The 14,854-nt window shown below is 71.1% G+C and carries 10 protein-coding genes; 3 read left to right on the top strand and 7 right to left on the bottom strand.

Annotated elements, in window-relative coordinates:
* Nucleotides 1-68: 68 nt before the first annotated feature.
* Both pyk and ABZ930_RS30835 read right to left on the bottom strand, forming a co-directional pair.
* Nucleotides 69-1,505, bottom strand: coding sequence for a pyruvate kinase (gene pyk / locus ABZ930_RS30840; RefSeq protein WP_361554958.1), 1,437 nt, complete (start codon nucleotides 1,503-1,505; stop codon nucleotides 69-71).
* Between the two features lie 140 nt (nucleotides 1,506-1,645).
* Complete coding sequence (locus tag ABZ930_RS30835; RefSeq protein ID WP_361554955.1) at nucleotides 1,646-2,362, bottom strand: SIMPL domain-containing protein; 717 nt, start codon at nucleotides 2,360-2,362, stop codon at nucleotides 1,646-1,648.
* A gap of 152 nt (nucleotides 2,363-2,514) precedes the next feature.
* Here ABZ930_RS30835 and ABZ930_RS30830 point away from each other — a divergent pair, with 152 nt between their 5' ends.
* The gene (locus ABZ930_RS30830) at nucleotides 2,515-4,329 is read left to right on the top strand and encodes a 5'-nucleotidase C-terminal domain-containing protein (protein WP_361554952.1); all 1,815 of its coding nucleotides are present in this window, start codon (nucleotides 2,515-2,517) and stop codon (nucleotides 4,327-4,329) included.
* Nucleotides 4,330-4,333: 4 nt separating this feature from the next.
* Here ABZ930_RS30830 and ABZ930_RS30825 read toward each other — a convergent pair whose 3' ends face one another.
* The 5 genes from ABZ930_RS30825 to ABZ930_RS30805 all read right to left on the bottom strand — a co-directional run bounded on the left by ABZ930_RS30825 (nucleotide 4,334) and on the right by ABZ930_RS30805 (nucleotide 11,573).
* On the bottom strand, nucleotides 4,334-5,785 hold the full coding sequence (locus ABZ930_RS30825; RefSeq protein WP_361554949.1) for a SidA/IucD/PvdA family monooxygenase: 1,452 nt from the start codon (nucleotides 5,783-5,785) through the stop codon (nucleotides 4,334-4,336).
* Nucleotides 5,782-7,167 carry an aminotransferase class V-fold PLP-dependent enzyme gene (locus ABZ930_RS30820; protein ID WP_361554946.1) on the bottom strand — a complete coding sequence of 462 codons (1,386 nt, stop codon included), beginning with the start codon at nucleotides 7,165-7,167 and terminating at the stop codon, nucleotides 5,782-5,784. The genes ABZ930_RS30825 and ABZ930_RS30820 overlap by 4 nt, the downstream gene beginning before the upstream one ends.
* A gap of 502 nt (nucleotides 7,168-7,669) precedes the next feature.
* Nucleotides 7,670-10,186, bottom strand: a complete 2,517-nt coding sequence (gene pepN, locus ABZ930_RS30815) for an aminopeptidase N (protein ID WP_361554943.1) — start codon at nucleotides 10,184-10,186, stop codon at nucleotides 7,670-7,672.
* A 139-nt stretch (nucleotides 10,187-10,325) separates the two neighbouring features.
* Nucleotides 10,326-10,679, bottom strand: a complete 354-nt coding sequence (locus tag ABZ930_RS30810) for a chorismate mutase (RefSeq protein ID WP_361554940.1) — start codon at nucleotides 10,677-10,679, stop codon at nucleotides 10,326-10,328.
* 6 nt (nucleotides 10,680-10,685) lie between these two features.
* Nucleotides 10,686-11,573 carry an AraC family transcriptional regulator gene (locus ABZ930_RS30805; RefSeq protein ID WP_361554937.1) on the bottom strand — a complete coding sequence of 296 codons (888 nt, stop codon included), beginning with the start codon at nucleotides 11,571-11,573 and terminating at the stop codon, nucleotides 10,686-10,688.
* A gap of 176 nt (nucleotides 11,574-11,749) precedes the next feature.
* Between ABZ930_RS30805 and ABZ930_RS30800 the strand changes: the two genes are divergently transcribed.
* Nucleotides 11,750-13,504 (top strand): beta-galactosidase family protein, encoded by a 1,755-nt coding sequence (locus tag ABZ930_RS30800; protein WP_361554934.1) that lies wholly within the window; start codon nucleotides 11,750-11,752, stop codon nucleotides 13,502-13,504.
* A 422-nt stretch (nucleotides 13,505-13,926) separates the two neighbouring features.
* Nucleotides 13,927-14,832 (top strand): hypothetical protein, encoded by a 906-nt coding sequence (locus tag ABZ930_RS30795; protein WP_361554931.1) that lies wholly within the window; start codon nucleotides 13,927-13,929, stop codon nucleotides 14,830-14,832.
* Nucleotides 14,833-14,854 lie beyond the last annotated feature (22 nt).

Genomic DNA, 14,854 nt, shown 5'->3' with positions numbered 1-14,854 from the left:
TCGGGGGAACGCCGGAGGGCCGCCCCCGTGTCGCTCGGGGCGGCCCTCAACCACGTACAGCCGTCTGTCTACTTGGGGCTGTCGTCCTCGCCGATGTGGTGGACGCGGACCATGTTCGTGGAGCCGGTGACGCCGGGCGGGGAGCCGGCGGTGATGACGACGATGTCGCCCTTCTTGCAGCGGCCGATCTTGAGGAGTTGGTCGTCGACCTGGGCGACCATGGCGTCGGTGGAGTCGACGTGCGGGCCGAGGAAGGTCTCGACGCCCCAGGTGAGGTTGAGCTGGGAGCGGGTGGCCTGCACGGGGGTGAAGGCGAGCAGCGGGATCGGTGAGCGGTAGCGGGAGAGGCGCTTGACCGTGTCGCCGGACTGGGTGAAGGCGACGAGGAACTTGGCGCCGAGGAAGTCGCCCATTTCGGCGGCGGCGCGGGCGACGGCGCCGCCCTGGGTGCGGGGCTTGTTGCGTTCGGTGAGGGGCGGGAGGCCCTTGGCGAGGATGTCTTCCTCGGCGGCTTCGACGATGCGGCTCATGGTCTTGACGGTTTCGATGGCGTGTTTGCCGACGCTGGTCTCGCCGGAGAGCATGACCGCGTCGGTGCCGTCGATGACCGCGTTGGCGACGTCGCTGGCTTCGGCCCTGGTGGGGCGGGAGTTGTCGATCATCGAGTCGAGCATCTGGGTGGCGACGATGACCGGTTTGGCGTTGCGCTTGGCGAGCTTGATGGCGCGCTTCTGGACGATCGGGACCTGTTCGAGGGGCATTTCGACGCCGAGGTCGCCGCGGGCGACCATGATGCCGTCGAAGGCGGCGACGATGTCCTCGATGTTGTCGACGGCCTGGGGCTTCTCGACCTTGGCGATGACGGGGAGGTGGCGGCCCTCCTCGGTCATGATGCGGTGGACGTCCTCGATGTCGCGGCCGCTGCGGACGAAGGAGAGGGCGATGATGTCGGCGCCGATGCGCAGGGCCCAGCGGAGGTCGGCTTCGTCCTTGTCGCTGAGGGCGGGGACGGAGACGGCGACTCCGGGGAGGTTGAGGCCTTTGTGGTCGGAGACCATGCCGCCTTCGACGACGGTGGTGCGGACGCGGGGGCCGTCGACTCCGGTGACTTCGAGGCTGACTTTTCCGTCGTCGACGAGGATGCGTTCGCCGGGGGTGACGTCGTCGGCGAGGCCGTTGTAGGTGGTGCCGCAGCTGTGGCGGTCGCCTTGGGCGTCGTGTTCGACGGTGATGGTGAACTCGTCTCCGCGTTCAAGGAGTACGGGTCCTTCGTGGAAGCGGCCGAGGCGGATCTTCGGGCCTTGAAGGTCGGCGAGGACGCCGACGCTGCGGCCGGTCTCGTCGGAGGCCTTTCGTACGCGCTGGTAGCGCTCCTCGTGTTCGGCGTAGGTGCCGTGGCTGAGGTTGAAGCGGGCTACGTCCATTCCGGCTTCTACGAGTGCTTTGATCTGCTCGTACGAGTCGGTGGCGGGGCCCAAAGTACAGACGATCTTTGCTCGGCGCATGGTTCGAGCCTAGGCCCTACCGGTGGGTAGGTAATTGGATGGGTATGACTACTCAACGTCCTTTGCGTGAAGGGTTATTGACAAGCTCCGTTATGTTTTGAATTTGGGCGGCGTGCTGCTCTGATGAGCATTCTTCTCGTTCATTGCAGGTGGGGCGGGTGAAGGGTGAACCGGGCGTTGACGGCGGCGTGGATGTGCTGGCGTTCGGGTTCGAGGTCGAGGGCGGCGGGGGTGTCGTCGACGGGACCGCGGACCATGGCGGCGCGGGACATGCCGTAGGACATGGGGCGGTGGGTGTCCTCGGCGCCGGTGTCGGCGAGTTCGACGAGGGCGGCGAGGGTGGTGCCGAGTGCTTCGGCGTATTCGCGGGCGCGCTGGACGGCCTCGTGGACGGCCTGTCGGCGTGCGGCGGCGTGGACGGGCGAGGTGGGGCGCAGGGACCACCAGGGGCCGTCGACGTGGGTGAGTTCCTGGTCGGCGAGCCGGGTGGTGAGTTCGCCGAGTGCGGTGAAGTCGGTGAGGTGGGCGGTGAGGTGGACGCTGCCGTGGTAGGTGCGGATGCGTTCGCCACGGCCGTGCTTGGTGAATTCGGGGGTGAGGGAGAAGGCGCCGGTCTCGAGTTTTTCGACGGCTTCTCCGTAGGACTTCACGAGGTCGAGGGTGGTGGTGTTGCGGCGGGTGAGGTCGTCGAGGGTGGTGCGGCGGTCGGTGCCGCGGGCGGTGACGGTGATGCCGATGCGGGCGAGTTCGGGGTCGGTTTCGAGGTGGGCTTCGCCGCGGACGGCCAGGCGGGGGGCTTCGGGGGTTCCGTAGGGCAGGCTCGGGTGGTGGCCGACGTCGTGGTCGTCGTGGGTCATGGGTCCCACTTTGGCACTGTTCGTGTGCGGTGTTCGTGTTCGGCGGCAGGTCACCAGATAGAAACCTGCGGGGGCTGTTGCGGAGGGGGTCGCCTGGGCCAGAATCTACGCGCGTTGCCACTGAACGTCCGTGTAGGTACAGGAGCTTTCCGATGCCGTTGAACCGCAGATCCTTCCTGGGCAAGACCGCCGCGACCGGAGCCGGTGCGGCGCTGGTCGGCGCGGTGGCCGCGCCGTCCGCGCAGGCCCACTCGGGCCACTCCCACCGGCCGCCCAAGAAGCAGAAGCGGTACGCGTTCACCGTGCTGGGCACGACGGACCTGCACGGTCATGTCTTCAACTGGGACTACTACAAGGACGCCGCGTACACGGACTCGGCGGGCAACGCGCAGGGTCTGTCGCGGATCTCGACGCTGGTGAAGCGGATCCGGGAGGAGAAGGGCCGGGACAACACGCTGCTGATCGACGCCGGTGACACGATCCAGGGCACGCCGCTCTCGTACTACTTCGCGCGGGTCGACCCGATCACGGCGGCGAACGGTCCGGTGCACCCGATGGCGCAGGCGATGAACGCGATCGGCTACGACGCGGCGGCGCTCGGCAACCACGAGTTCAATTACGGCATCGACACGCTGCGCAAGTTCGAGTCGCAGCTGCGTTTCCCGCTGCTGGGTGCGAACGCGGTGGACGCGAAGACGGAGAAGCCCGCCTTCAGGCCGTACGTCATCAAGAAGATGCGCACCCCGCACGGCAGGGACGTGAAGGTGGCGATCCTGGGGCTGACGAACCCGGGCATCGCGATCTGGGACAAGGCGTACGTGCAGGGCGTGCTGAAGTTCCCCGGGCTGGAGGAGCAGGCGGCCAAGTGGGTGCCGAAGCTGCGGTCGATGGGTGCGGACGTCGTGATCATCTCGGCGCACTCGGGTGCGTCGGGGACGTCGTCGTGGGGTGACCAGCTGCCGTACGTGGAGAACGCGGCGGCGAGTGTGGCGGCGAAGGTGCCGGGCATCGACGCGATCCTCGTCGGGCACGCGCATGTGGAGATCGCGCAGCAGTTGGTGACGAACGAGAAGACGGGGAAGACGGTCGTTCTCGCGGAGCCGCTGTGCTACGCGGAGCGGCTGGCGCAGTTCGACTTCGAGCTGGTGTGGGACAAGGGCCGCTGGTCGGTGGACTCGGTGTCGTCGAAGCTGCTGAACTCGAACACGGTGGCGGACGACCCCAAGATCACGAAGCTGCTGAAGGCGGATCACGACCTGGTCGTGAAGTATGTGAACCAGGTGGTCGGGCAGGCGACGACGACGCTGACGACGGAGGACGCGCGGTACAAGGACGCGCCGATCATCGACCTGATCAACAAGGTGCAGGCCGATGTGGTGACGGACGCGCTGAAGTCGACGGATTACGCGTCGCTGCCGGTGCTGTCGCAGGCGTCGCCGTTCTCGCGTACGTCGCAGATCCCGGCCGGGAACGTGACGATCCGGGATCTGTCGAGCCTGTACGTGTACGACAACACGCTGGTCGCCAAGTTGATGACGGGTGCGCAGGTGCGGGCTTACCTGGAGTACTCGGCGCAGTACTTCGTGCAGACGGCGGCGGGTGCGGCCGTGGACGTGGAGAAGCTGACGAACGCGGACAACCGGCCGGACTACAACTACGACTACGTGTCGGGGCTCTCGTACGACATCGACATCGCGCAGCCGGCGGGGTCGCGGATCAAGAACGTGACGTTCGACGGTGCGGCTCTGGACGACGCGGCGCAGTTCGTGTTCGCGGTGAACAACTACCGGGCCAACGGTGGTGGCGCGTTCCCGCATGTGGCGTCGGCGCAGGAGCTCTGGTCGGAGTCGATCGAGATCCGTACGCGGATCGCGGAGTGGGTGACGGCGAAGGGCGTCCTCGACCCGGCCGACTTCGCTTCGGTGGACTGGAAGCTGACGCGGGACGGGACGCCGGTCTTCTCGTGATCGGCTAGCCCTGGAGTTTGACCATGGTGCCGCGCTCCCCTGCCTGGTTCGGTACGGGCCGGGGGGCGTGGGGGTCGCGGGTGTCGTGGGCGAGGAGGCCGAAGCTGGTGAAGGCGGTGCGCTGCGGCTGGGGGTAGGGGTCCTTGCCGGTGAGGGAGTTGAGGATGGTGGCGCTGCGCCAGGCGGCGAGGCCGAGGTCGGGGGCGCCGACGCCGTGGGTGTGCCGTTCGGCGTTCTGGACGTAGACGTGGCAGCCGGTCGAGGTGACGGAGTCGTCGAGGACGAGCCGGAAGTGCTCGTCGATGCGGGGGCGTTCGGCCGAGTCGCGGCGGATGTAGGGGTCGAGTCCGGCGAGGAGCTGGCCGAGGGGTCGTTCCTGGTAGCCGGTGGCGAGGACGACGGCGTCGGTGGTGAGGCGGGAGCGGGTGCCCTGCTGGCGGTGTTCGAGGTGGAGTTCGACCTTGGTGGTGGCGACGCGTCCCGCGGTGCGGACGCTGACGCCGGGGGTGAGGGTGGCGTCGGGCCAGCCGCCGTGCAGGGTGCGCTGGTAGAGCTCTTCGTGGATGGCGGCGATGGTGTCGGCGTCGATGCCCTTGTGGAGCTGCCACTGGCCGGGGACGAGGCGGTCGCGTTCCCGCTCGGGCAGGGCGTGGAAGTAGCGGGAGTAGTCGGGGGTGAAGTGTTCGAGGCCCAGCTTGCTGTATTCCATGGGCGCGAAGGCTTCGGTGCGGGCGAGCCAGTGGATCTTCTCGTGGCCGGCGGGGCGGTTCCTGAGGAGGTCGAGGAAGATCTCGGCGCCGGACTGGCCGCTGCCGATGACGGTGACGTGGTCGGCGGTGAGGAGGGTGTCGCGGTGGGCGAGGTAGTCGGCGGAGTGGATGACGGGCACGCCGGGGGCGTCGGCCAGGGGCCTGAGCGGTTCGGGGACGAAGGGTTCGGTGCCGACGCCGAGGGCGACGTTCCTGGTGTAGGTGCGGCCGAGGGCTTCGGCTTCTCCGTCGGAGTCGAGCTGGGTGAAGTCGACCTCGAAGAGGCTGCGTTCGGGGTTCCAGCGGACGGCGTCGACCTGGTGGGAGAAGTGCAGTTCCGGCAGGTTCTCGCTGACCCAGCGGCAGTAGGCGTCGTATTCGGCGCGCTGGATGTGGAAGCGCTCGGCGAAGTAGAACGGGAAGAGGCGCTCGCGGGTCTTGAGGTAGTTGAGGAACGTCCACTGGCTGGTCGGGTCGGCGAGGGTCACCAGGTCGGCGAGGAAGGGGACCTGGAGGGTGGCGCCGTCGATGAGGAGGCCGGGGTGCCAGTGGAAGGCGGGGCGCTGTTCGAAGAAGGCGGTGTCGAGTTCGGTGAGGGGGTAGGCGAGGGCGGCGAGCGAGAGGTTGAAGGGGCCGATGCCGATGCCGACGAGGTCGCGGGGTGCTTCGGTGGGCGGGGCGGGGTGCGGGGTGGGCGCGGCGCTCATCGGGGGGTGTGTCCTTCCACCAGTTTCAGCAGTGCGGTGAGGTCTTCGGGGGTGGTGTGCGGGTTGAGCAGGGTGGCCTTGAGGTAGAGCTGTCCGTCCATGCGGGCGCGGCCGAGGACGGCGCGGCCCTCGGTGAGGAGGGTGCGGCGGGTGGCGGCGAGGTGTTCGTCGGTGGCGCCGGTGGGGCGGAAGAGGACGGTGGAGAGGGTGGGGGTGTCGTAGAGCTCCAGGCCGGGGTGGGTGTCGACGAGGTGCGCCAGGTGGTGGGCGAGGGCGATGACGTGGTCGACGAGGGCGCCGATGCCGGTGCGGCCGAGGGCTTTGAGGGTGACGGCGGTCTTGAGGATGTCGGGGCGCCGTGTGGTGCGCAGGGAGCGGCCGAGCAGGTCGGGCAGTCCTGCTTCGGTGTCGTCGTCGGCGTTGAGGTAGTCGGCGGTGTGGGTGAGGGGGCGCAGGTCGTCCGTGTCGCGTACGGCGAGGAGTCCTGCGGCGACCGGTTGCCAGCCGAGTTTGTGCAGGTCGAGGGTGACGGTGTGGGCGCGGTCGAGGCCGTGGAGCAGGGGGGCGTGGCGGGCGCTGAAGAGGAGTCCTGCCCCGTAGGCGGCGTCGATGTGGAGGCGGGCGCCGTGGTGGTCGCAGAGGTCGGCGATGTCGGGGAGGGGGTCGATGAGGCCGGCGTCGGTGGTGCCCGCGGTGGCGGCGACGAGTTTGGGGCCCGGCAGGTCGGTGAGGGCCTCGTCGAGGGCGGCCGGGTCGAGGGTGCCGGTGGGGGCGGGCAGCACGATCGGTTCGGGCAGGCCGAGGAGCCAGGTGGCGCGGGCGAGGCTGTGGTGTGCGTTCTGTCCGACGAGGAGTTGGACCGGCTCGGGGTGGGGGTTGGTCTCGCGGGCGAGGAGGACGGCGAGCTGGTTGGCCTCGGTGCCGCCGGTGGTGACGAGGGCGTCGGGGCTTCTGGCGCCGGGGTAGGTCTCGCGGGCGAGTGCGGTGGTGAGCGCGGCTTCGAGGGCGGAGGCGGCGGGTGCCTGGTCCCAGGAGTCCATGGAGGGGTTGAGGGCGCTGGCGGCGAGGTCGGCGGCGGTGGCGACGGCGAGCGGCGGGCAGTGCAGGTGGGCGGCGCAGAGCGGGTCGGCGGGGTCCGCGGCGCCGGCGGCGAGGGCGGTGACGAGGGTGCGCAGGGCTTCTTCGGCTCCGGTGCCGTGCTGGGGCAGCGGGTCGCCGGTGGCGGCGAGGAGTTGGGCGGTGACGTGATCGGGTCCGCCGGCGGGGAGGGGGCCCGCGCGGTGGACGGCTCCTTCGTGGAGGGCGTCGAGCACGGTGCTGAGCAGGGGCCGCAGGGCGTCGGGGCCCTGGGGGCCGCCGGCGAGGGGCGGGATGCTGCTCATGCGGGTCCTTCGCTGCGTCGGGAACGGATCCGGGCCCGCACGTGTGTGCGGGGCGGCCGGGTGGCCGTGGTCGATCTCAGCGTGGCCCGCCGTGTCCCGATACGCCCGGGGTACGAAGGAAGGGCACCCTAACGAGGGATGTGGTCTGTGGCGGTGGGGAGTTGGTGTGGTATGGCCGTTTGGGATGGGGCGGGGGCGGGCCGTCCCCGGGGGCCGCTCAAGGCGGGCCGGGGCGCGTGAGGGGGGTGTGCGGCGCGGACGGTCGCGGGGCGCGGCTGGTCTGCGGGGCGGACGGTCGCGGGGCGCGACCAGTCGTGGACCTAGGACTCCCGGGTGTCGCGGGAGCTCAGGACGCGGGCCAGATCGTCGAGGCGGCGGCGCAGGGCCGGAGTGAGGCAGGTGGGTGCGAGAACGGCGGCGCCCCCGGGGGCCGCTGGCGGCGGGCCGGGGGCGCGGCTGGTTGTGCGGCGCGACCGATCGTGGGGCGCCGCCGGTCGTAGCCCTAGGACTCCCGGATGTCGCGGGAGTTCAGGGCGCGGGCCAGGTCGTCGAGTTGGTCGGCGAGGCGGCGGCGTAGGGCCGGGGTGGGGTTGTCGTTCGCCAGGCACTGTTCGCCCAGGCGGAGCGTTTCGGTGTCGATGGCGTGCTCGGGGAACGCGTAGCGGCCGATGGCGGCGGCGATGGCGGGGCCGCGCCGCTCGGCGAGGGGGGTGGCCTCGGTGAAGTAGCGGGGGACGTAGGAGCGCAGCAGGTCGGCCTGTTCGGGCTGCCAGAAGCCCTGGGCGGTCGCGGTGAACAGGTAGTTGGACAGATCGCGCTCGGGGTCGGTGGTGAACAGGGCGTCCCAGGCGGCGGCCTTGGCCTGCGGGTCGGGTAGTGCGGCGTGGCAGCGGGCGGCGCCCTCCTGGCCGACGGCGCTGGGGTCGTGGGCGAGTTCGGCCTCGATGACGGCGTCGTCGACGGCGCCGAGGACGCTGAGCCGGCCGAGGATGCGCCAGCGCAGTTCGGGGTCGAGCTCGGGGCCGCCGGGGACGGCCCCGGAGTCGTACCAGTCGCGGATGACGTCGGCGTACTGGGCGGCGTCGATGAGATGGCGGACGGCGGTCAGGCGCAGGCCGGGGTGGCTGCCGTCCTCGGTGCGCCGGATGAGGTCCTCGCACAGGGTGGTGAGGAGCGTGAGGGCCGCGGGGCGGTCCTCGGGGGCGGTGCAGCGGTCGGCGACCTGGGTGTGGGCGAAGGTGAGGACGCCCTGCACGATGGCGAGGTCGGTCTCGGTGGGCAGGTGGGCCTTGGCGGCCGACAGGTAGGCGGCGGGCGCCAGTTGGCCGTCGCGGACCATGTCGCGCAGAGTGTTCCACACGACGGCGCGGGTGAGGGGGTCAGGGATGCCGGACAGCCCGCGCAGGGCGGCTTCCCGGGAGGCGGCGTCGAGGCGGACCTTGGCGTAGGTGAGGTCCTGGTCGTTGGGGACGATCAGGGCGGGGCGGGCGCCGTGGAAGGTGCGGGGTTCGCCGGGAACGTCGACGTCGATGCGGTCGCGCAGGGTGAAGGACCGGCTGTCGGCGGGGTCACGGTCGTAGAGGCCGACGGCGATGCGGTGCGGGCGGCTGCCCTGCTGGTCGACGGTGAGGGTCCAGCCGTCGCTGTCCTCCGTGCTGTCGGCGACGTGGCCGGTGAGGGTGTCGACGCCGGTGGTGCGCAGCCAGGTGTCGGCCCAGGCGTGGACGTCGCGGTCGGTGCCGGAGGCCAGTGACTCGATGAAGTCGGCGAGGGTGGCGTTGCCGAACTTGTGCCGCTCGAAGTGGGTGTTGATGCCGGCGAGGAAGTCCTTCTCGCCGAGCCAGTTGACGAGCTGGCGCAGCGCGGAGGCGCCCTTGGCGTAGGAGATCCCGTCGAAGTTGAGCAGTGCGGAGGCGGTGTCGGGGACGTCCTCGGGGGCGACGGGGTGGGTGGAGGGCCGCTGGTCGGCGTCGTAGCCCCAGGCCTTGCGGGAGATGCCGAAGTCGACCCAGGTGTCCTTGAAGCGGGTGGCCTCGGTGAGGGTCTGGTAGCCCATGTACTCGGCGAACGACTCGTTCAGCCAGATGTCGTCCCACCACTTCAGGGTGACGAGGTCGCCGAACCACATGTGGGCCATCTCGTGGGCGATCACCATGGCGCGGAGCTGGCGTTCGGTGTCGGTGACGGCGGAGCGGTAGACGAACTCGTCGCGGAAGGTGACCAGGCCGGGGTTCTCCATCGCGCCGGCGTTGAACTCGGGGACGAACGCCTGGTCGTAGGAGTCGAAGGGGTACGGCTCGTCGAACTTCTCGTGGTACCGGTCGTAGCACGCGCGCGTGACGTCGAGGATCTCGTCGGCGTCGGCGTCGAGGTGGGGCGCGAGGGAGCGGCGGCAGTGCAGGCCGAAGGGCAGTCCGCGGTGCTCGGTGCGGATGGAGTGCCAGGGGCCGGCGGCGACGGCGACGAGGTAGGTCGACAGGAGCGGGGTCGTGGTGGCGCGCCACTTTCCGTCGCCGAGGTGGTCGGTGACGCCGTTGGCGAGGACGGTCCAGTCTTCGGGGGCGGTGACGGTGAGGTCGAAGACGGCCTTGAGGTCGGGCTGGTCGAACGCGGCGAAGACGCGCTGGATGTCGTCCATGAACAGCTGGGTGTAGACGTACGTCTCGCCGTCGGTGGGGTCGGTGAAGCGGTGCATGCCCTCGCCGGTGTGCGAGTAGCGCATGCCGGCGTCGAGCACGAGTTCGTGCTCGCCCTCGGCGAGGCCGGGCAGGGGCAGCCGGTTGTCCTCGATGGCGGTGGGGTCGAGCGGCTGCCCGTCGAGGGTGACGGTGCGCAGCTCGGCCGGCTTGACCTCGACGAAGGTGTCTCCCGCGGTGCGTGCGGTGAAGCGGATCGCGGTGCGGGAGTCGAAGGTGTCGGGGCCACGGGTCAGGTCGAGGTCCACGGTGTAGTGGTGGACGTCGATGAGCCGGGCTCGGGTCTGCGCTTCGTCGCGCGTCAGTACGGGCATGGGGGCCATGCTGCCCTACGCCTCTGGTCGTGTGCCCCGACAGGGGCGCGGAGAACTGCATGACCAGCCACGACGGCGCCGTACTCGGCGAGCGGGCTGAGGTCCCGGGGCGCTGCCCCGGACCCCGCTCCCCGATCGCCGGAGGGGCTCAAGCCTGCGGATCGGCGCTCGAATTGGCGGCGATCTGCTCGTGGTGCCTGATGACCTCGCTGATGATGAAGTTGAGGAACTTCTCGGCGAAGGCCGGGTCCAGCTTGGCGTTCTCGGCGAGCTGGCGCAGGCGCTCGATCTGGCGGGCCTCGCGGGCCGGGTCGGCCGGGGGCAGGGCGTGCTCGGCCTTGAGGTGGCCGACCTGCTGGGTGGCCTTGAAGCGTTCGGCGAGCATGTGGACGACGGCGGCGTCGATGTTGTCGATGCTGTCGCGGAGCCGGCCGAGTTCGGCGCGGACCGCGGGGTCGACTGCGGGCTGGGCCGCATCCGTCTGGGGGTTGCTGGTGGTCATGACGGATCAGCCTACGTGGAGCATCGGCGGGTCGTCAGGGTCGGGGATCTTGTCCGACCAGCCGCCGGGGACGGCGCGGCCCTGCTGCTCGCGGAAGCGGACGGGCGCGGTGCCGACGCGGCGGGTGAAGAGGCGGGAGAAGTAGGCGGGGTCGTCGTAGCCGACGCGGCGGGCGACGGCGGCGACGGGCAGTTCGGTGGCGGCGAGGAGTTCCTTGGCGCGGCCGAGCCGGATGCCGAGGAGGTAGTCCTTGGGGCTGCATCCTGCGCCGCGGCGGACGGCGGTGCGCAGTTCGGCGGGGGTCATGCCGTGCCGGGCGGCGTGCTCGGCGACGGACAGCGGCTGGAAGGCGTCGCGGGCGAGCGCCTGGAGGACGGGGTCGCCGTCGGGGGCCATGTCGGCGCGGGCGCGGCGCAGGGCGACGAGGAGTTCGTGGACGGCGGCGCCGGTCTCGACCTCGAGGAGGGGGTTGCCGCGGCGGGCGGCGCGGGCGATGCGGCCGACGGCGGCGCGGGCCTGGGCGGCGTCGGAGAGGGGGACGACGGGCCGGTCGGGTTCGATGTAGCCGAGTTCGGTGTACGTGGTGGTGGCGGGCCCGGTGAAGTCGACGAAGCACTCGTCCCAGCCGGTGCCGGGGTCGGCGCCGTAGTGGTGGGGGCGGCCGGGGGTGAGCCAGATGAGGGCGGGTGCGGTGAGGGGGGTGCGGCGTCCGTCGGCGTCCTGGAACCAGCCGCTGCCCGCGGTGACGACGACGGCGACGTGGTGGTCGAGGGTGCGTGGGCCCACGCTGGGCAGCAGGCCGTGCTGGAGTCCGACGCCGAGGCAGACGAGGCCGAGCCGGTGGTGGACGGGGCTGGGCGTGAAGTAGCGCATCCAGGTGTGGTAGGCGGACATGTGTCCCTCCTGTGGTGTTCGCGCGGCCTTCCTGTTCTCCCCCTGGGCCGCCGGCGGTGGCTTCGGCGGTCCAACAACAGCCGATCTTTGTCCATGGACCCGGTTGTCCGCCAGAGGTCACAGTGACGGCTGGTGGGTGAGACGCCCAGCAGGCGACAGGGAGCATGGAGCACGTGATGGCCGAGTTCAGGGTGGGCGAGGACGACTTCGAGGTGGACGGGCGGCCGGTGCGTCTGCTGTCGGGTGCGTTGCACTACTTCCGGGTGCACGAGGAGCAGTGGGGGCACCGGCTGCGGATGCTGCGGGCGATGGGCCTGAACTGTGTGGAGACGTACGTTCCATGGAACCTGCACGAGCCGGGTCCGGGCCGGTTCGACGATGTGGCGGCGGTGGGGCGGTTCCTGGACGCGGCGCGGGACGCGGGTCTGTGGGTGATCGTCCGGCCCGGCCCGTACATCTGCGCCGAGTGGGAGAACGGTGGGCTGCCGCACTGGCTGACCGGGCCGCTGGGGTCCCGGATCCGGACGCGGGACGCGGAGTTCCTGTCCGCTGTGGAGCGCTGGTTCCGGGTGCTGCTGCCGTCCGTCGTGGAGCGGCAGATCGACCGGGGCGGGCCGGTGATCATGGTGCAGGTGGAGAACGAGTACGGCAGTTACGGCTCGGACGCCGCGTATCTGCGCTCGCTCGCCGATCTTCTGGTCGGGCTGGGGGTGAGTGTGCCGCTGTTCACCTCGGACGGGCCCGATGAGCACATGCAGTCGGGTGGGTCGATTCCGGGCATTCTGGCGACGGCGAATTTCGGCTCCCGCGCGCGTGAGGCGTTCGCGAGCTTGCGCGGGCACCGGCCCAAGGGTCCGTTGATGTGTGCGGAGTTCTGGTGCGGCTGGTTCGATCACTGGGGTGCGGAGCACACGACGCGGGACGCGGCGGACGCGGCGCGGGCGCTGGAGGAGATCCTGGCGTGCGGGGCGTCGGTGAATCTGTACATGGCGCACGGCGGGACGAGTTTCGGCGGCTGGGCGGGGGCGAACCGGGGTGGGGGCGCCCTGCACGACGGCCCGTTGGAGCCCGACGTCACCTCGTACGACTACGACGCCCCGATCGACGAGTTCGGCCGGCCGACCGAGAAGTTCCGGCTGTTCCGGGAGATCCTCGCCCGGTACGCGGACGGACCGCTGCCCGACGTGCCGGAGCGGCCGGCCGCGCTGGCGGCCCCCGTCTCGGCGGAGCTGACGTCGTTCACGCCGCTCGACGGGGTGCTCGACGCGCTGGGCGGACCGGAGGCGGAGCATGCGGTGCCGCCGTCGTTCGAGGAGCTGGACGTGGACCGCGGGCTGGTGCGGTACGCGGTGACCGTGCCGGGGCCGCGCGGGGCGTACGAACTGCGGGCGCGGGGGCTGCGGGATCTCGCGGTCGTGTACGTGGACGGGGAGCGGGCCGGTGTGCTCACCGAGGAGGAGCCGGCGCTCGCCGCGCCGGTGTCCGGGCACGCGCGCGTGGAGTTGTGGGCGGAGTCGCTGGGCCGGGTCAACTACGGGCCGCGCCTGGGTGAGGCGAAGGGCATCACGGGCGGTCTGCTGCACGAGCGGCAGTTCCTGCACGGGGTGCGGGCGCGGGCGCTGCGGCTCGACTCGTTCTCCCCGGAGGCGGTGGCGGGGTTGCCTCGGTCGGCACCGGCTGCGGGGGCGCGGGGACTGTACCGGGGGGTGGTCGAGGTCTCCGGGGCCGGGGACGCGGCGCTCGAACTGCCTGGCTGGACGCGGGGGTTCGTGTGGGTGAACGGCTTCTGCCTCGGACGGTACTGGTCGGCGGGGCCGCAGGAATCACTGTTCGTTCCCGGTCCGGTGCTGCGCGAGGGCGCCAACGACGTGTGGGTGCTGGAACTGGACCGAGCGGCACCCGAGCCACGGACCCACCTCACCACCGACTGACCCCCGGCGGCCGCTTCACGCACAGAGGTCTGCGCGTCACCCGCCTTCCCCTGGGCGAGCAGAGCTCGCTTCAGTCGCCCGTCTTCCCCTGGGCGAGCGAAGCTCGCTTCAGGGACGCGGCTTCCCCTGGGCGAGCGAAGCTCGCTTCAGGGGCGCGGGGAACTGCGCGAGAAGCGGCCACCGGCCCGCACGTGGAGAACCACCCAGGGGCGCGGGGAACTGCGCGGGACGAGGCCACCGGCCCGCGGCCGAAAGACACCCCAGGGGCGCGGGGAACTGCGCGACCAGCCCCACCGGGCCGGGGACGAAGAACGACCGCCCCGGCAGACGAAGCGGCGCACGCTGTCCCGTGACACCGGCGGAGCCGTACGCTGAGAACGCCGGGCCCAGGCACGGGCCCCGGAGGCTCAGGGGGTGCGCACGTGGCGAACGGCGGACCGGTGATGCACGGCTACCCGCATCTGGAGACCGTACGATCGGCGATCACCGCGCTGTACAAGCGCCTCTCCTACGACACCGTGCACACCTTCGCGACGAGCGTGGCCCCGGCGGACGTGGCCTTCTGCGACCAGGACGACCTGCACATGGGCGCGCAGCGGATCGCGCACGAACTGGTCCGGCACTACCACCTCCCCGACGCCCGGATGATCGTGAGCTTCCGCGAGATGGAGCACGCGGCGAGCGTGGAACTGGCCGCCGGCCCGGAGTACTTCATCGAGCTGAACGACCGGTTCCGCACACACCGCAGGGACATCGGGGCGGCTCTGGCGCACGAGATCATGCATGTGTACCTGCACCGCCTGGACCTGTCCTTCCCGGGGACGCGGGACAACGAGATCCTGACCGACACCGCCGCGACCTATCTGGGCGCGGGCTGGCTGCTGCTCGACGCCTACCGGGAGGACGCGGCGTCGTCGCAGAAGCTGGGTTATCTGACACCCGAGGAGTTCGGGTACGTGCTGGCGAAGCGGTCGCTGGCGTTCGGCGAGGCTCCGGAGACCTGGTTCACCAGCGCTCAGGCGTACACGGCCTACACGAAGGGGCTGGCGCAGGCCCGCCGCGACGAGCAGCAGCCTCCGCTGACGGCCGCCGGGTGGGCGGGCCGGCGCCGGTACGCGAAGGACCGCCGCTCGGCGCAGGACCACGGGACGCGGGGCTCTGTGCCCGTCGGTCCCTACGCGTTCTCGGCGGAGGGGCCGCAGGGCCGTGACGGGCTGCGGGTGGCGTTCCCGTGTCCGACGTGTCATCAGCGGATCCGCGTTCCGGTCCGCGGGCGGGTCCGGGCCCGGTGCGGGCTGTGCCGCACGGTCCTGGAGTGCGACACGTGACGCTGCCCCGCCCCTGCTCCGG

Source organism: Streptomyces sp. NPDC046716, from assembly GCF_040645755.1.
Lineage (GTDB): Bacteria > Actinomycetota > Actinomycetes > Streptomycetales > Streptomycetaceae > Streptomyces.
The sequence above is the reverse complement of the archived record's forward strand: the minus strand, read 5'-3'. Positions and strand labels throughout refer to the sequence as shown.